Genomic DNA, 16,577 nt, shown 5'->3' with positions numbered 1-16,577 from the left:
GCCGCTCATCCATATAAATGGCAGGCAGCGAAACGACCATCCCCAACCGGGAAAAGATCCGGCTTCACTTCTTTGCAAACAGCCTTTACCTTTGGACATCTTGTATGGAACGCACAGCCCTTCGGAGGATCAGCCGGATTCGGCATATCCCCTTTAATGACAATCGGCGCTTTTCTGGCGGAAGGCTCCGCAATCGGCACACTGGACAACAGTGCCTCGGTATATGGATGAAGCGGATCGCGGTAAAGAGATTCGCTATCCGACAGCTCTGCCAATCTTCCAAGATACATGACCGCCACCCGGTCGCTGATATGCCTTACAACTCCAAGGTCATGTGAGATAAATAGATACGTAAGAGAAAACGTGCTTTGAAGATCCTTTAACAGATTCAAAATTTGCGCTTGTATGGAGACATCAAGAGCAGAAACCGGCTCATCGGCAATAATAAGCTTTGGATTCGTCATCAAGGCTCTTGCGATTCCAATTCTCTGCCTCTGTCCTCCGCTGAACTGATGCGGATACCGGGTTCCAAGATCGGGATCAAAGCCGGCAATCCTCATAATTTCCGCAACCCTGTCCATTCTTTCGCTCTTTGAACCCATCTTATGGACAATGAGCGGCTCCTCCAAAATGGATCGAACCTGCTGCCGCGGATTTAAGGAAGCATACGGATCCTGAAACACCATCTGCATATCACGTCTGACAGACTTCATTTCCTGCTTTTTCAGATCAAACAAGGAGTGTCCATTAAATGTGACCGATCCGGATGTCGGCTCTGTCAGTCTTGCAATCAATCTTCCGAGGGTCGATTTTCCGCAGCCCGACTCGCCGACAATTCCGAGCGTTTCGCCCGCTTTCACTTCAAGCTTTACTCCATCCACTGCCGTGACTTCCGTTTTATTCACGCCCAGGAGCCCTTTATGGGTTGTATATACTTTTTTTAAGTCTTCAATCTCTAGCAATGGCTGACTCAATCAGGGCACCCTCCTCTTTATACAGCCAGCAGCGGACCTGCTGCGCACCGCTTGCTGTTAAATCAGGTCCTTCCTCCCGGCACAGCGGCTGAACAAATTCACACCGGTTGGCGTATGCACAGCCTTTCTGGATGCTGCCCGGTTTCGGAACCTGGCCTTTAATGGAAAAAAGCTTGTCTTTTTTCGTGCGGATATCCGGTACAGACTGAAGCAGCCCTCTCGTATACGGATGCTTCGGTGAAGAAAAGATCGCTTCACTGTCTCCTTCTTCCACAATCTGTCCGGCATACATCACCGCAACCCGGTCGCACACTTGAGCGACCACACCGAGATCATGGGTAATGAGCAAAATCGATGTATTCAGCTTTTTATTTAAATCCTTCATCAGCGCAAGAATTTGCGACTGAATCGTAACATCAAGCGCTGTCGTCGGCTCGTCCGCAATTAGAACACCCGGATTGCAGATCATCGCCATCGCAATCATCACCCGCTGGCGCATCCCGCCAGACAGCTGGTGCGGATATTCGCCGAGAAGGGATTCAGGCCTCGGCATTCCCACAAGACTGAGCATCTTAACCGCCTGCTCCTTCGCTTCCTTCTTAGAGCACTTTGTATGGACCCGGCACGCTTCCATAAGCTGTTCACCGATTTTGAGGAGCGGGTTCAGTGACGTCATCGGCTCCTGAAAAATCATCGCAATCTCGTTGCCCCTGATTTTCCTAAGTGACACTTCACTTTCTTTAAGCAAATTTTTATTTTTATAACGGATTTCTCCCTGAATAGAAGAGGTCTTCGGCAATAGCCCCATCAGTGCCATCGACGTCACACTCTTCCCGCAGCCCGATTCTCCGACAATCCCGAGAATTTCCCCTTCCTTCAAGGTCAAATCAACGGATTTCACCACATTTGTAATCGATGCATCATTTTTGAAGCCGACAGACAGATTCCGGACTTCCAACACTGTTTCATTTGCCAAGCGTCTTGCCCCCTCTATGCGGTACACTCTATTTTTTTGTAGGCTTTGTTAAAATTGGCTGCTGATTGCAGTTAGCATGCGCTTACTTTCCGCCGGGCGGGGGTTTTTTCCGCCGAACCGAGGTGCTTTCCTGCCGGGACGGGGTTTTTCACGCCGAACCATGGTGCTTTCCTGCCGAACCGGATTATCCCGCCGAACACGGCTGGTTTCCTGCCGATTCAGTCCGGATTCCTGCCGGGACGGGGGTTTTTCCTGCCGAACCATGGTGCTTTCCTGCCGAACTAGATTATCCCGCTGAACACGGCTGGTTTCCTGCCGATTCAGTTCGGATTGCTGCCGGTATGGAGGTTTTTCAAGCCGAACCGGGGTACTTTCCTGCCGAACTGGATTATCCTGCCGAACACGGCTGGTTTCCTGCCGATTCAGTCCGGATTCCTGCCGGGACGGGGTTTTTCCCGCCGAACCATGGTGCTTTCCTGCCGAACCGGATTATCCTGCCGTACACGGCTGGTTTCCTGCCGATTCAGTCCGGATTCCTGCCGGGACGGGGGGTTTTCCTGCCGAACCATGGTGCTTTCCTGCCGAACTGGATTATCCCGCCGAACACGGCTGTTTTCCTGCCGATTCAGTCCGGATTCCTGCCGGTATGGAGGTTTTTCCTGCCGAACCGGGGTACTTTCCTGCCAAACTGGATTATCCCGCCGAACATGGCTGGTTTCCTGCCGATTCAGTCCGGATTCCTGCCGGGACGGGGGTTTTTCACGCCGAACCGGGGTACTTTCCTGCAAACTCGATTATCCCGCCAAACCCGGCTGTTTTCCTGCCGATTCAGTCCGGATTCCTGCGCGTATGGAGGTTTTTCTCGCCGAACCATGGTGCTTTCCTGCCAAACTGGATTATCCCGCCGAACTCGGCTGGTTTCCTGCCGATTCAGTCCGGATTCCTGCCGGTATGGAGGTTTTTCCTGCCGAACCATGGTGCTTTCCTGCCAAACTGCATTTTCCCGCCGAACATGACTGGTTTCCTGCCGATTCAGTCCGGATTCCTGCCGCGACGGGGTTTTTCCTGCTGAACCGCGGTGCTTTCCTGCCCAACCCTAAACTCTCGTTGTTTTAAATAAAATACAGCTGATCTGCTTATGTAGATAGTGAGGAATTGATTATAGTGGGAACAAAGAAGTTTTATATTTCAATAATATAGCAAACTTTCACATTAGTGTAAATATTCAGTAAAAATAACCTGAATGAATTTTTCAGCGACTACTCTAGGGTTTCTGTACTTTTCAGTAAAATTTAATTATTTTCTTCAACCGACTGAATTTGTTTCTTTCGTACTGTATTTTTATGTGGACAAAGTTCCCGGTATGACAAAAAGCCCTCCAGGACGGAGGGCTTTACATATTAAGCTGCTGAATTTGAAAGAGGTTAAAATACAAGCCTTTTTTCGCCATCAATTCCTGATGGGTTCCTTTTTCGGCTATTTTCCCGTGCTCCATCAGAACAATTTGGTCAGCATGGGTAATGGTTGAAAGACGGTGGGCTACAATGAATGTGGTCCGGTCCTTAGACAGCTTTTCCAGGGCTTCCTGGATCAGGTGTTCGCTCTCTAAATCCAGCGCGCTGGTCGCTTCATCCATGACAAGGATCGGCGGATTTTTCAGGAATACCCGCGCGATGGACACGCGCTGTTTTTGTCCTCCTGAAAGTTTGACGCCCCTTTCGCCGACCTTCGTTTCGTATCCGTCCGGAAGCTTCATAATGAAATCATGGGCATTGGCTGCTTTAGCCGCTTCAATGACTTCTTCATCGGTCGCACCCGGTTTTCCAACCAAAATATTTTCTTTCACCGAATGCGAGAATAAAAAGGTATCCTGCAGCACCATCCCGATTTGGTGGCGGAGACTGGTCGCTTCATAATCGCGGATATCCGTACCGTCGAGAGTAATCCTGCCGCCCGTTACATCGTAAAATCGCGGAATCAGGCTGACAAGAGTTGATTTTCCGCCGCCGCTCATCCCAACGAGAGCAATCGTATCCCCCTTATTGGCTTGAAGCGTGACGTCATCAAGCACTTTTGCATCGTCGTCATCATACTGAAAGGTAACATGGTCAAACTCGACCTTCCCTTTTACCTGATCGGCTTTAACTGCGTTTGGTTTATCCTGAATATCATACGGCTCGTCCATAAATTCAAAGACCCGATCCATAGAAGCAAAAGCCTGGGTAATCAGAGTCGAAGAGTTAATCAGTCTCCTCAGTGGACCGTATAGACGCTCGATATAGGCAATAAATGCTACCATCGTTCCTACTGTTAAATCTCCATGTATAACCTGATATCCGGCATAGGCAATAACGAGAAGCGGCGCCGCATCCGTAATCGTATTCACAACGGCAAACGTTTTTGCATTCCAGCTCGTATGATCAATGGCTTTTTGCAGGAAGTTTTGATTTTCCGAAGCAAACTGCCTCTGCTCATGATCCTCAATGGCAAAGCTTCGGATTACAGGCATCCCCTGAACCCGCTCATGCAAATGCCCCTGCACTTCCGCAAGTGCCTGGGAGCGGACCCTTGTCAGTTCGCGAAGCTTTCCGTAGAAAAATTTAACCGAAAATCCGTAAAGAGGGAAAAGGACAATCGAGACGAGAGTGAGCGGAATATCCATCGTCAGCATAATTCCAATCGCGATCAGAATGGTGACGACATCCAGCCAAACGTTCATCAGGCCTGTCATAACAAAGTTCTTTGTCTGCTCTACATCGTTAATTACCCGAGAAATAATTTCGCCGCCGCGGGTATTCGCATAATAGCGGAGACTCAGTTTTTGCAGATGGGTAAACAGCTGGTCCCGAATATCATACAGAATTTTGTTTGAAGCGAGCTGGGCTAAATACTGCCGGTAATACTCTACCGGAGGCCGCATCACAACAAACACGGCAAACATAATGCCAAGAATGGTGAAAAGGTGCTGCGTTTTTGCATTGGCAGTGCCGGGCCCGCCTATAATATCATCCACTACATATTTGATTAACAGCGGAATTAAAAGCGGAATCGCAAATTTCACAATTCCGATTGCAATCGTTCCGGCAATTTGCCATTTATATGGCTTTACAAATTCCATGTACCGCTTAATTGAACCCATTTTCCTAACCCCCATGGTGTCTAAAAACAAGCAAAAAGCCTGCTGAACCGCTCCAACAGGCATCTTATTTCGAAAATTTCAAGTACTGCCCATACCATTTATCAATAAATTCAGAGGAAAAAGGGCCTTCTCCTTCATGAATCCAGTTAATCAGCCTATCTACATTTTTTCTCAAAATGAGGTCAATCACACCCGGATAATTCATTTCTTTTTTATGGGCCTCATATTCATCCTCATCAAGCAGAATATAGGACTTATCCGGAAACACTTTCACATCGAGATCATAATCGATGTACTTGAGCGCTTCATCATCCCATACAAACGGGGAGCTGATATTGCAGTAATAATACACCCCGTCTTCACGAATCATGCCGATAATATTAAACCAGTATTTGGCGTGAAAATAGCAGATTGCCGGTTCTCTTGTAATCCATGTCCGTCCATCTGACTCCACAACTGTCGTACGGTCATTCCCGCCGATAATCAAGCTGTCCGTTCCTTTCAGAATCATTGTCTCTTCCCAGATCCGATGCAGCTTGCCGTTGTGTTTATAGCTATGTATTTGTATCGTTTCTCCTTCCGCAGGTAAGCCCATCCTATTTCGCCATCCTTTAAAGCAGCCTCCGCCAGGGTTTCCGTTCATTCCCAGAAGCCTGAATTCATATTTCTTTTTATTATACAGTTAGTAGAATGAAAAAGAAAACAAAAGGCCATTGCTGCTCAAACAGAGAATCCCCCTGCGGGCAGATCGATGACCTAAAACAGCGCCTACCGTTCCCAGACCGGATGGCTCTTATACGATTGGATGACTTCCTCCGTCTGCTTTTCAAATGTTTTCTGAATCGAATGCAGTTCTCTCTTCATTTCATGAATCTCATCTTTAACCATCTTAAGTTTATCCTCATTTTGAAGACGTTCAAGCTCCCTTTCAATCCGCTGGCATCGCTCCACTTCATTTTGAAGCTCCAGCAGCTTATCCATCGTCCTGAGCTGCTCTCCTACAAGTACATCGAATTTGCTCATGCACGCGCCCCTTTCTGCTTTGAATGGCGTTCATGTATATATTCGTTGCCATCGAGTCGGCCTCCTTTAGAAGAAAAAGAAGAAGCATGGCACATTTTGTCGGGAATCAGAGGGATAAGAAAATGAAAAGAGGCCGCCCTCACGCAAGCCGTCCTTTCTCTCCCTCTGCAGCCGGACCCGCTCACGATTAAGCGATCCTTGTACAGAGATTGGAGATAAGCACAATTCTTGCAGGCGACCTCTCATGCATTTCTGCATTCAGTGGTGTGAATTAGCTGTTTTTAGATTTGTTTGCTTCAGCTTGCTGGTTGTACTTTTTCACGTGCTGAGCGTCTGTCTCAGAAGCGTACTCAGTACCGTATTGTCCTTGTGCTGCTTGTTGGTTCTGTTGCTTAACGTGTTGAACGTTAGTTCCAGAAGTTGTTTTACCAGCTTGGTTTTGGTTGTTGTTTGCCATTGTAATCACCTCCACAAAAAATAGAATGTCCCGAGGAGATGATCAATATACGATTTTTTTTTTGAAATTTAAACGAGCAAAGAACGGCCTCCGTCTACAATAAGCGTCTGACCGCGAATCATCCAAGACTGATCGGAAACAAGGAAATCAACAGCGCTGACGATATCCTCAATTTCCACCATCCGGCCGGCAGGCGTTTTGGAAATCGCATCCTGCAAAAGTTCCTCCCTGTTCGGAAAATGCTTAAGCGCCTCTGTATCAACCGCACCGCCGGAAACGGCATTCACAACGATTCCTTTTGATGCAAGCTCCACCGCCAAATAACGGGTCAGCGCCTCAAGTGCCGCCTTGGAAACCCCCACTACAGTATAGTTGTCAAGAACACGGATGGAACCAAGCGAACTGATGCTCACAATTTTCCCTCCATTATCCCCCATACGCTTCGCAGCTTCCTGAGCGCAAAAAAGCAGCGCTTTACTATTGATATCCATTGTCCAATCCCAATGATTCTCCTGCAGCTCCATAATCGGACGCTGCACACCGGAAGCGGCATTATTGATAAACACATCCAAACGTCCAAACGCTAAATCAATCTGTTCAAAAAGCTCTTTGATTTTTTCCACTTTCCCTACATTTGCTTTTACCACAAGGGTTTTCACACCCAGCTTCTCAATTTCTTCTGCCGTTTCAAGCGCAGCCTGCTTGCTTCTCGCATAGTTGATAACAATATCATAGCCCTGCTTCGCCAAACTTAAAGCAATCGCCTTTCCTATTCCTCTGCTGCTGCCTGTTACTAAAGCGACTCGATTTTGTGTCATGTTTCCAATCCTCTTTTCTTTCGAATAGATACGTTTATTGTATCAAACAATAAGGTTCATACGCCATATTCGGCAAGGAGGCATAAACTTATGTACGTTGGACGTGATATGTCAGAACTGACGATGATCTCCAAACACGAATGGAAAAATGAAGAACTCGCCTATTTCCACCATGCGCTGCAGCAAGTTCTTCCCTATATGAATTCGGAAGGCCTAACCGTCCACAAAGAAATCATGAAAGAAATCGAAGTGCGCGGCGGGATGAAAAGAAACGAAGCGGATTATACGCACGGAACGAGGGTTAGCTACGACTGAAGGAAGTTGGGTAAAGGCAGTTGCTGCCTGGCTTTGCTGTTTTGGGGGATGATGCCGGGTATTCATGCCTGGCATCGCACCCTTTTTTTGTGATCCCGGACATTGTTGCCGGGTATCTCACTCTTTTCCGGTTCTTCCCGGACATTCTTCCTGAGCATCGCACTCATTTCCAGTCCTTCCCGGACATTGTTCCCGGGCATCACACCCATTTCCAGTCCTTCCCGGACATTGTTCCCGGGCATCGCACTCTTTTCCAGTCCTTCCCGGACATTGTTCCCGGGCATCGCACTCATTTACCGCTTTCCCGGACATTATTCCCGCACATCGCACCCATTTCCGCCCATCCCGGACATTGTTCCCGGGCATCACACTCATTTCTTGTTCTTCCCGGACATTGTTCCCGGACATCACACTCTTTTCCTGTTCTTCCCGGACATTGTTCCCGGGCATCACACTCATTTCTTGTTCTTCCCGGACATTGTTCCCGGGCATCGCACTCATTTCTTGTTCTTCCCGGACATTGTTCCCGGACATCGCACCCATTTCCGCTCTTCCCGGACATTGTTCCCGCACATCGCACCCATTTCCGCCCTTCCCGGACATTGTTCCCCGGCATCACACTCATTTCATGTTCTTCCCGGACATTGTTCCCGCACATCGTACCCATTTCCGCCCATCCCGGACATTGTTCCCGGGCATCACACTCATTTCTTGTTCTTCCCGGACATTCTTCCCGGACATCGCACTCTTTCCCGCTCTTCCCGGACATTCTTCCCGGACATCGTACCCATTTCCGCCATCCCGGACATTGTTCCCGGGCATCGCACCCATTCCCACTCTTCCCGGACATTGTTCCCGGACATCGCACCTTTCCACCACCTGTTCACCGATATACGTATATACAAAAAGAACCCGGCTGCAAGCCAGGTTCCTTCTTTTATTTATTCTCCCCGTCCAGGTACAGCTGATAGATTTTCTGATGCGATACAGGGAATGCGTATTCTTTCATTTGTTCTTCGGTTACTTTTACAAGTCCGCTTCCTTCTTCCACCCGCTCCGTTTTTCCGGCGAATAGGGTGATGTTCCAGATCAGGTGGCTGAAGACGTGCTGGATGATTCCTTCGACCGGCCGTAATTCGGTCAGTGCGCCGTATTGTTTGTTTAAAAACAGCTCAAGTTCATCTTTTTGGGGCATGGTTTCTGATACGGTTTCGGTGTTCGGGAATTCCCACAGGTTGGCGAGCAAGCCTTCTGATGGCCGCTTGTGAATCCAGAAATTGCCGTGGCTGTCTGTCAGAACGGCCGCTGCGAGCAGAAGGGATTTCTGTTTTTTCTTTTTGCTTTTCACGGGGAGAACGGTTTGTTTTCCTTCTTCAGATGCCTGGCAATGATCGCGTACCGGACAGAGCAGGCAGGATGGAGAGGTCGGGGTGCAGATGAGCGCGCCGAGTTCCATGAGGGCCTGGTTAAAGTCGGACGGGTTGTCCTTTGCAATGACTTCTCGGATGGCGGTGTCAAACAGTTTTCTTGTTTTTGGTTTGGCGATGTCTTCGTCAATCAACAGAATTCTTGACATCACGCGCATCACATTGCCGTCAACAGCGGGCTCCGGTATGTTGTAGGCGATGCTCATCACTGCCCCTTTTGTGTAGGGACCTACTCCTTTTAATTCCCCGAATTTATCAGGATCGGCCGGTACGATTCCGTCGTAGACTTCATGGACTTCTTTTACGGCTGATTGCAGGTTGCGGACTCTGGAATAGTAGCCGAGTCCTTCCCATGCCTTCAATACTTGTTCTTCATCTGCTTCAGCAAGGTCGCCTATCGTGGGAAACTTGTCCATGAAGTTTAAAAAATAAGGAATTACGGTGTCTACTCTTGTTTGCTGGAGCATGATTTCGGATACCCATACACGGTAGGGATCAGCATTTTCCCGCCATGGCAGGGTTCGCTGTTCTTTTTGGAACCAGCCGATTAAGTCCTGCTGGAACGCATTTATATTAAAATCAGACAGAATGGTTTTCATGGTGGCCTCCAGATGTTAAGATTCATTCTAAAATGGGAAACATAGCTATACAATGATAAAAAATTAGGATTTGCTTGGAGGGATTTTATGGATACTGCCACCCATGTAGTAATGGGGATTGCACTTGGCGGAGTGGCAACTCTTGATCCCGTTATGGGGAGCGATCCCGCAGCATCCCATGCCGTTATGGCTGCTGCGATTATTGGCTCACAGGCTCCTGACCTGGATACTATTTTAAAACTTCGCAATAATGCTGTCTATATTCGAAATCACCGGGGGATTACGCATTCAATACCGGCTGTCCTGCTGTGGTCCGTCCTGATTACGGCGCTCATCTATTTTCTCTTTCCGGGAACGGATTTGCTTCATTTAGGGATTTGGACATTTGCTGCCGTCGCCCTGCATGTATTTGTCGACATTTTTAATGCTTATGGAACACAGGCATTAAGGCCGTTTTCAAGAAAATGGATTGCACTCGGCCTGATCAATACGTTTGATCCGATTATTTTTTCCATCCATGGGCTGGCAATCGCAGCCTGGGTATTGGGCGCTCCGCAGGGATATACATTTGCAGGAATGTTCGCCGTGCTTGTGATTTATTATATTGTCAGATATGTTATGAACAAAAAAATTGTTCACGAAATATATGAGCGATTTGATAATGTGACGGGAATTATCATTTCCCCTACGCTGAAATTCAGAAGCTGGCATCTAGCCGTTACGACTCAGTCACACTTTTATGTAGCCCGGCATGTTAAAGGGGTGTTAACGGTTCTTGATGAATTTGACCGTGTGCCTGTTCCGCAGACCGATATGATAAAAGCAGCAGAAAAGGATGATAATGTCTCTGCCTTTCTTTCCTTCTCCCCCGTTTACCGGTGGGAAGTGGAAGAGTTCTCGGATCATTATGAAGTCCGGTTCATTGATCTGCGCTACCGGAGCAAAGGATACTACCCGTTTGTGGCGATTGTTCAGCTTGATATGAACCTTAGGATTGTAAGCTCCTATACCGGCTGGATTTTCAGTGAGGAAAAGCTGAGGAAGAAACTTCATCTTATCCCTGAATAAAGAGGCGGTTCCCAAGCGGAACACGCCTCTTTTTAATGTTAGCTCTGTTAAACTTGGCTGTTGATTGCAGCTAGCAGTCGTTCGCTTATCCTTGGGCGGGCGGTGAGCCTCCTCCTGGCTTCGCCACCCCGGGGTCTCACCTGTCCCGCTGCTCTCAGCTCGGAGTCTCACGCCTTCCGCTCCAATCAACAGGGGTTAAAATCAACAACATGCTTCAACATAGCCTTAATGTTTTAAATAGTCATCCTGATTAAGCAGATGCTTGTATTTCGGATTGGATGCAACAAATTCGTGCAGCCGTGGTCCGTATTGTTCAATCCATTTCCGGACGATTGCTTCAGTCATTTCTTTGCCTTTATATTTTTCACCGGCTTTGGCATAGGTTGCTTCAAAGTCTTCCCATAAAAGTTCTACCCACGTTCTCGCCTGGGCGTAGGCAAGCGAATCGTTTTTGAGCAGCAGCAGATCCGTCAGACGCTCAAAATAGCTCTCCATTTCGGAGCACCTCCTTTTTGCAGGCAATACTGCCTGTATGTACTAATTATAAAACAAACGGGGCTGGCCATAATAATGGTACGCTTCTAAAGAAGCGATTTCCCTAATCATCGGAGGCGGTCAGATTGCGGAATAAGGCAAAGGATTTTCCTATAGCAGAAAGATCTGAAGGCGAAGCGCGCGCAAAAGGCGCTTATGCGTCAAAGCGCGCCGACGGTACGATCAATGACCATCCCCAGGAGCGCATGAGGGCTTCTGGCCAAAGAGAAGATTCCAACTAGTCTAAGACATGGAGGCTGATTCGTTTGGGCAATCACAAACCATCCTATGATCACTTTTACTCTTCCCGGACACAAGCGTATCCGCAGCCTTGGGCTAACCCAAAGCACGCTCACTCACAAGTGAACGGCGAAACGCAAATGACGCAGGATCTGGTGATATTGAAAAACCAGACGCGTAAACAATCCTAACCAAACCAGCCGGGGCATACCCGGCTGGCTTTTATCGTTTAATCAGGACAGAAATCGGCAGGGCCTCTTCATGATCTGGTGTTTCAAGCCGGTGCCCCCATGCAAAAATGCCGTTCATGTAAACAATTTTAAACGTATCTCCCGGTGCTCCTTCAATCTCATATTCCTCTCCCGGTTTAAAATCAGCGGGATTCAGCAGATAGGACTTTGCCATGGATATTTTTCTGTCAAGCACGGCAAATTCATTAACCATGCCCATCTGTTCCGCCTTCCGCGCCTTTTCCTTTAACGTTCCAATTTCCGTATTTAATTCATATTCCGTCATTTCGCTGTATCTTTGTGTCTGCATATCCTTTGTTCCCCCTAATGTGTGCTCCCGAACAGGAATCGGGCATGGTAAAAGCGAATATTAACTCTGAATAAATTGGTCAGGATTTTCAAGATACTCATCGATGAGTTCGATTGGAAACCCTTTGCGGTACAGGTACTGCTTCATCTTTTGCCTGTTCGCATAGTCCTGGCCATTGTTGTATTTGGAGCTCACTTTTGCAGCCTGCTTTGCGAGCGCTTCTCTTTCCTCGTTCTGATTGTTTCCATAATCAACCGACCGCAGCACTTCAGAAACAAGGTTGAAGCTGTAGCCTTTCCGGACAAGGAGCTGCTCGAGCTTTTGCTTGACCTGAATGGTCGAGATCGCATGATTTTTTCTTAAAAATTTCTCTGCGTGCACCATGGCAGCATCAAGCTGGTCTTCATGACCATACAGAGACAGGGCCTGCTCAATCTGAGTCTGGGCAATCCCTTTTTGGAACAGCTCCTGCTTGATTACATCCGGGCCTTTTCCGGCCTGCCACTGTGTTCTTGTATAGGCATCAGCAAACTGCTGATCATTGGTTAACCCCGACTCATCAAGCTGATGTAAGACCTCTTGAATGGTTTCAGGCTGAAATTCTTTTTTCTCCAGCTGCTGCTTGATTTCTTTTGTTGAGCGCATTCTATAACTGAGATAGTCCAGAGCGGAGTTGTACGCTTTTCTGATTTGATCGCCTGTCGTTATTTCGGCAATATCAAGGTCTGAAAGCTCTTTTCCTTTTGCAAGGCCGAATTTAATCAAGGTGTGTTCATCCACACCGAAACCAAATTCCTCCCCTTTTCCGTAGTCCAGATAAATGTTGTACCGCTCAGCATTTTTTTGCTGGGACGTAATTTTCGTTACAAAAGCCATCCTCAACACCTCCTTCTTATTTTACCATACGTTTATCATCATGAAGGCAGGGTAGAGCTTAGAAAAAGCACTTAAAACTTATGCGGGGTGAAACCATGAAAATTGCTATCGCCGGAGGATCCGGCTTTGTCGGGAAACATATCGCTCAATACTTTGCCAGAGAAGGACATAAAGTCGTTATTTTATCCAGAAGCGAGCAAGAAGGTTATGGAAATATTGAATATGCAAAATGGATGACGGACGGGGCAGATCCTGCCAAGCATCTTGAAGGGCTGGACGTGATGATCAATCTTGCGGGAAAATCAATCAGCACCCGCTGGACAGAGGAAACGAAAAAAGAGATTGTAGAAAGCCGTGTCGAATCATCACGTGAAGTTTATAAAATTTTAGAGAGTCTTGACCAAAAACCATCTGTGTTTATCAGTGCAAGTGCCGTGGGAGTTTACGGAACGTCTGAGAAAGAAACCTTTACCGAAGACTCTGCTGCGACTGACGAGGATTTCCTTTCCGATACCGTACAGAAATGGGAGCAGGAAGCATCCATGATCCGTGACCTTGGCATACGAACTGTATACGCCCGGTTTGGCATTGTACTTGGCGAAGGCGGAGTGCTGCAGAAGATGATTCTTCCCTACAAACTGTATGGGGGAGGTCCGCTTGGGTCAGGAACTCAATGGATGTCCTGGATCCATGTTACCGACATCGCGGGCTTAATGGATTTTATTATCCGTCACGATGAAATCAGCGGACCCGTTAACATGACAGCCCCCAATCCGGTGCAGATGGAAACCTTCGGGAAAACACTCGGCGAAGTCTTGAACCGTCCTCACTGGCTCCCTGCTCCAGGCAGTGCGATTAAGCTCGCGCTTGGAGAAATGAGCATCCTGCTTTTAGAGGGACAGCGGGTGCTGCCGAAAAAAGCCATTGAGAGCGGATATACTTTTATTTATCCGTCGCTTGAACGCGCTCTCTCTGACATAATAAAATAGTATAAAATCTATTTCCGCTAGGAGATCAAAAAAATGACCTGCACATTATTTAAGCGCGCCACCATTTTTCCAGTAACCTCGGACATTTTATATGCGTCCGACCTGCTCGTTGAAAACGGGAAAATCGCAAAGATCGGGAAAAACATTTCACCGCCCGAAAACTGTACGGTCATTGACTGTCATGATCAATTCCTTTTTCCCGGACTCATAGACGTCCATACCCATCTTGGACTTTATGATGAAGGAACCGGCTGGGCGGGGAATGATGCGAATGAAACCGTGGAACCGCTGACCCCTCATATCCGCGCCCTTGACGGTGTTCATCCTCTTGATTCCGGTTTTCATGATGCCATTTCCCACGGGATTACCACGGTTCACATCATGCCGGGAAGCGCGAACGTAATCGGGGGCACGACTTCCGTCATTAAAACGAGCGGAGTGAACATCAGTGATATGCTGATCAAGGAGACCGCCGGTTTGAAAATTGCATTAGGGGAAAACCCTAAGCGGATTCATAGTCAGGGGAACAAAGACTCCATCACAAGAATGGGAATAATGGGAATGCTTCGCGAAGCCTTTTACGCTGCCAAATACTGCGATGATGAAGAAGATTTCCGCTCCATTTCCATACGCCGTGCGTTAAGAAGGGAAATTCCCGTACGCATTCACGCCCACAGGTCGGATGATATTTTATCCGCGGTCCGTTTTGCCGAGGAGTTCAACCTTGATTACCGAATCGAGCATTGTACAGAGGGCCATCTGATAGCAGAGGAGTTCGCCGGGAAAAACGCAAAGGTAAGCGTCGGACCTACATTCACACGCCGGTCGAAAGTCGAATTGAAAAACAAAAGCTGGCAGACGTATCAGGCTCTTTCGGATCAGGGTGTGGAAGTTTCGATTACAACCGACCACCCATATACACCGATTCAATATTTAAATGTCGTAGCCTCCCTCGCTGTCCGTGAAGGATTCGATGAACAAAAAGCGATTGAAGGCATCACCATCACCGCAGCACGCAATCTGCAGGTCGATGACCGCATCGGAAGCCTGGAAGAGGGAAAAGACGCCGATCTTGTTCTCTGGAGCCACCATCCCTTCCATTATTTAGCGAAACCGAAGTGCACGATGATTGATGGAAAACTTGTGTTTGAAGACGCAAAATGGGCCTCCGGAAAAGGGATAAAAACCGGCCAAAAAAAACAGTAAAAAACACAAAAAAAACAGTATCTTTTTCATAAAAATTCGAGTATGATATCAGTGCATGGCTTGCTCACAAAGCCTTGCTGTGTATGACAATTTAATGACCTGGGATCTATGGGAAGGCAAATGGTGCGCCACCAGTTTTACTGGTTCTAGTGGGTTCGATTCCCACCCCGAAATTTTTTGGCTAATTTAAAAAATTTCGAGGGTGGGGCTTAAGGCTACGCGTCTGCCCTCATGTTGGAGGGAGCGAGAAAGATGCTTAAAAAACGTGACATTCACGATAGTCATGCGCTGTACGAACTTATGGTACACCCCGATGTCTTCCCTTACGTACGTCATAAAGCTGATTCAATCGAGGAATATTTGTTTTTAACCAAGCAAACAATTGAAGCCGAAGAGCGCAGTGAATTGATTTCACGGACCATTCTCGATGAATGGGGCTCTCCAATCGGGACCATCAGTCTTTTTGACCTCCAGGAAAATGCCGGGTTCCTCGGAACCTGGCTTGGAAAGCCATACCACGGCAAAGGCTACAATCAAACAGCAAAAGACGCTTTTTTCAATGAACTGTTCTACGAACTAGGCATTGAAACCATTTTTCTCCGCATCCGGAAGGTGAACGTCCGGTCAACGAAAGCGGCAGAAAAGCTTCCTTATGTCGTATGTGCGAACGAAACCCGAAAAGCGCTGCTGGATCAAATTAATAACGGGGAAGACATCTACAGCCTTTATGAAATTAAAAAGGATCTATATACACTCTACACCATGAGAACCCCTTCCATTGCGGAAGAACAGCATTTGAAAGAAGCTTAATCAGAACGGCCCGCCTGAAAAAGGCGGGTCTTTTGTTTGCGGCAGGCGGACTTATTGAACTGAATCGCTTCCCTGCCGCCGCTCTTTGTCCGCCAATCCTGCCGTGTTTTTATATGGAGTATGAATCCCATGCCGATTGTCCAAAATAGTTCTAGTCTTAAGAATGGAGCTGATTGAAGGATGGAAAAGAAACGACATGAAAATTCGAAGAAAACCTTGACCGCGATGCAGGAAGTTCTTTATGGCAGGGAATTTAAAGCGGCGGACCGGGCTGGCGGATTTACGAAGAAAAAGAACTAGTTACCAGCATACAGGTCCCGCTGTAAGGCTATCCTAACATTGAACCACAAGTTCAACTCACAGGGGGCGTTCACTTTGGGAAGAGGACACAAGCAGCATACTCGTGATAAAAACAAGAATGGTCTTGCTCAAGTTCCGAAACAGCTGAAGAAAGAGACAGATGGAACATATGAGGAGTTCTCCCGTGAATTAGCCGACCAGGCTGATACGCAGGCTCAATCCAGAGCCGATGCAGCCAACCAGCGTCAGCAAAAAAGAAAAAGATAAATGCAAAAGCCCCTGCCAG

At 47.6% G+C, this 16,577-nt stretch carries 24 protein-coding genes; 10 read left to right on the top strand and 14 right to left on the bottom strand.

Annotation, left to right across the window (positions count from 1 at the left end; all coding sequences use genetic code 11):
* Positions 1-5: 5 nt before the first annotated feature.
* Positions 6-974 (bottom strand): ABC transporter ATP-binding protein, encoded by a 969-nt coding sequence (locus CEF21_RS05965; RefSeq protein ID WP_123914168.1) that lies wholly within the window; start codon positions 972-974, stop codon positions 6-8.
* On the bottom strand, positions 949-1,950 hold the full coding sequence (locus CEF21_RS05960) for an ABC transporter ATP-binding protein (RefSeq protein ID WP_123914166.1): 1,002 nt from the start codon (positions 1,948-1,950) through the stop codon (positions 949-951). The genes CEF21_RS05965 and CEF21_RS05960 overlap by 26 nt, the downstream gene beginning before the upstream one ends.
* Positions 1,951-2,291: 341 nt before the next feature.
* Here CEF21_RS05960 and CEF21_RS05955 point away from each other — a divergent pair, with 341 nt between their 5' ends.
* On the top strand, positions 2,292-2,966 hold the full coding sequence (locus CEF21_RS05955; protein WP_123914164.1) for a hypothetical protein: 675 nt from the start codon (positions 2,292-2,294) through the stop codon (positions 2,964-2,966).
* A 377-nt stretch (positions 2,967-3,343) separates the two neighbouring features.
* Here CEF21_RS05955 and CEF21_RS05950 read toward each other — a convergent pair whose 3' ends face one another.
* The 5 genes from CEF21_RS05950 to fabL form a co-directional block, all read right to left on the bottom strand.
* Positions 3,344-5,089, bottom strand: coding sequence for an ABC transporter ATP-binding protein (locus tag CEF21_RS05950; RefSeq protein WP_123914162.1), 1,746 nt, complete (start codon positions 5,087-5,089; stop codon positions 3,344-3,346).
* A gap of 64 nt (positions 5,090-5,153) precedes the next feature.
* Positions 5,154-5,684, bottom strand: a complete 531-nt coding sequence (ntdP, locus tag CEF21_RS05945) for a nucleoside tri-diphosphate phosphatase (protein WP_123914160.1) — start codon at positions 5,682-5,684, stop codon at positions 5,154-5,156.
* A 173-nt stretch (positions 5,685-5,857) separates the two neighbouring features.
* Positions 5,858-6,112 carry a YgaB family protein gene (locus tag CEF21_RS05940; protein ID WP_123914158.1) on the bottom strand — a complete coding sequence of 85 codons (255 nt, stop codon included), beginning with the start codon at positions 6,110-6,112 and terminating at the stop codon, positions 5,858-5,860.
* A 271-nt stretch (positions 6,113-6,383) separates the two neighbouring features.
* Entirely contained in the window at positions 6,384-6,569 is a 186-nt protein-coding gene (locus CEF21_RS05935; protein WP_123914156.1) for a gamma-type small acid-soluble spore protein, read from the bottom strand.
* A gap of 68 nt (positions 6,570-6,637) precedes the next feature.
* Entirely contained in the window at positions 6,638-7,387 is a 750-nt protein-coding gene (gene fabL / locus CEF21_RS05930; protein WP_123914154.1) for an enoyl-[acyl-carrier-protein] reductase FabL, read from the bottom strand.
* Between the two features lie 90 nt (positions 7,388-7,477).
* Here fabL and CEF21_RS05925 point away from each other — a divergent pair, with 90 nt between their 5' ends.
* Positions 7,478-7,702, top strand: coding sequence for a hypothetical protein (locus CEF21_RS05925; RefSeq protein WP_123914152.1), 225 nt, complete (start codon positions 7,478-7,480; stop codon positions 7,700-7,702).
* Between the two features lie 62 nt (positions 7,703-7,764).
* Here CEF21_RS05925 and CEF21_RS05920 read toward each other — a convergent pair whose 3' ends face one another.
* The 4 genes from CEF21_RS05920 to mutY all read right to left on the bottom strand — a co-directional run bounded on the left by CEF21_RS05920 (position 7,765) and on the right by mutY (position 9,728).
* Positions 7,765-7,995 carry a hypothetical protein gene (locus tag CEF21_RS05920; protein ID WP_123914150.1) on the bottom strand — a complete coding sequence of 77 codons (231 nt, stop codon included), beginning with the start codon at positions 7,993-7,995 and terminating at the stop codon, positions 7,765-7,767.
* Positions 7,992-8,369, bottom strand: coding sequence for a hypothetical protein (locus tag CEF21_RS05915; RefSeq protein ID WP_123914148.1), 378 nt, complete (start codon positions 8,367-8,369; stop codon positions 7,992-7,994). The genes CEF21_RS05920 and CEF21_RS05915 overlap by 4 nt, the downstream gene beginning before the upstream one ends.
* Positions 8,324-8,578: a hypothetical protein gene (locus CEF21_RS05910; RefSeq protein ID WP_123914146.1), complete on the bottom strand. Its 255-nt coding sequence runs from the start codon at positions 8,576-8,578 to the stop codon at positions 8,324-8,326. The genes CEF21_RS05915 and CEF21_RS05910 overlap by 46 nt, the downstream gene beginning before the upstream one ends.
* A gap of 61 nt (positions 8,579-8,639) precedes the next feature.
* Positions 8,640-9,728 carry an A/G-specific adenine glycosylase gene (gene mutY, locus CEF21_RS05905; RefSeq protein WP_123914144.1) on the bottom strand — a complete coding sequence of 363 codons (1,089 nt, stop codon included), beginning with the start codon at positions 9,726-9,728 and terminating at the stop codon, positions 8,640-8,642.
* Between the two features lie 87 nt (positions 9,729-9,815).
* Between mutY and CEF21_RS05900 the strand changes: the two genes are divergently transcribed.
* Positions 9,816-10,796: a metal-dependent hydrolase gene (locus tag CEF21_RS05900; RefSeq protein WP_123914142.1), complete on the top strand. Its 981-nt coding sequence runs from the start codon at positions 9,816-9,818 to the stop codon at positions 10,794-10,796.
* 225 nt (positions 10,797-11,021) lie between these two features.
* Here the strand turns inward: CEF21_RS05900 and CEF21_RS05890 are convergent, their stop codons facing one another.
* A complete protein-coding gene (locus tag CEF21_RS05890) occupies positions 11,022-11,291 on the bottom strand; it encodes a YfhJ family protein (RefSeq protein WP_123914140.1) in 270 nt (89 codons plus the stop codon).
* Positions 11,292-11,416: 125 nt separating this feature from the next.
* On the opposite strand from CEF21_RS05890, the gene sspK reads away from it, so the two are divergent.
* Together sspK and CEF21_RS05880 are read left to right on the top strand one after the other, a co-directional pair.
* Positions 11,417-11,572 (top strand): small, acid-soluble spore protein K, encoded by a 156-nt coding sequence (gene sspK, locus CEF21_RS05885; protein ID WP_123914138.1) that lies wholly within the window; start codon positions 11,417-11,419, stop codon positions 11,570-11,572.
* 24 nt (positions 11,573-11,596) lie between these two features.
* A complete protein-coding gene (locus CEF21_RS05880) occupies positions 11,597-11,761 on the top strand; it encodes a YpzG family protein (protein WP_123914136.1) in 165 nt (54 codons plus the stop codon).
* 31 nt (positions 11,762-11,792) lie between these two features.
* Here the strand turns inward: CEF21_RS05880 and CEF21_RS05875 are convergent, their stop codons facing one another.
* Together CEF21_RS05875 and recX are read right to left on the bottom strand one after the other, a co-directional pair.
* Positions 11,793-12,110, bottom strand: a complete 318-nt coding sequence (locus CEF21_RS05875) for a YfhH family protein (protein ID WP_123914134.1) — start codon at positions 12,108-12,110, stop codon at positions 11,793-11,795.
* Between the two features lie 60 nt (positions 12,111-12,170).
* Positions 12,171-12,986, bottom strand: coding sequence for a recombination regulator RecX (gene recX / locus CEF21_RS05870; protein WP_123914132.1), 816 nt, complete (start codon positions 12,984-12,986; stop codon positions 12,171-12,173).
* Positions 12,987-13,081: 95 nt separating this feature from the next.
* Here recX and CEF21_RS05865 point away from each other — a divergent pair, with 95 nt between their 5' ends.
* The 5 genes from CEF21_RS05865 (at position 13,082) to CEF21_RS05845 (ending at position 16,558) form a co-directional block, all read left to right on the top strand.
* Positions 13,082-13,975: a TIGR01777 family oxidoreductase gene (locus CEF21_RS05865; protein WP_123914130.1), complete on the top strand. Its 894-nt coding sequence runs from the start codon at positions 13,082-13,084 to the stop codon at positions 13,973-13,975.
* A gap of 33 nt (positions 13,976-14,008) precedes the next feature.
* The gene (locus CEF21_RS05860; protein WP_123914128.1) at positions 14,009-15,181 is read left to right on the top strand and encodes an amidohydrolase; all 1,173 of its coding nucleotides are present in this window, start codon (positions 14,009-14,011) and stop codon (positions 15,179-15,181) included.
* 252 nt (positions 15,182-15,433) lie between these two features.
* Entirely contained in the window at positions 15,434-15,991 is a 558-nt protein-coding gene (locus CEF21_RS05855; protein WP_123914126.1) for a GNAT family N-acetyltransferase, read from the top strand.
* A 180-nt stretch (positions 15,992-16,171) separates the two neighbouring features.
* Positions 16,172-16,291 (top strand): YfhE family protein, encoded by a 120-nt coding sequence (locus CEF21_RS05850; protein WP_123914124.1) that lies wholly within the window; start codon positions 16,172-16,174, stop codon positions 16,289-16,291.
* Between the two features lie 75 nt (positions 16,292-16,366).
* Complete coding sequence (locus CEF21_RS05845; protein WP_123914122.1) at positions 16,367-16,558, top strand: YfhD family protein; 192 nt, start codon at positions 16,367-16,369, stop codon at positions 16,556-16,558.
* The last annotated feature ends 19 nt before the right edge of the window (positions 16,559-16,577 follow it).

The sequence above is a fragment of the Bacillus sp. FJAT-42376 genome (assembly GCF_003816055.1).
Classification (GTDB): domain Bacteria; phylum Bacillota; class Bacilli; order Bacillales; family Bacillaceae; genus Metabacillus_B.
The sequence above is the reverse complement of the archived record's forward strand: the minus strand, read 5'-3'. Positions and strand labels throughout refer to the sequence as shown.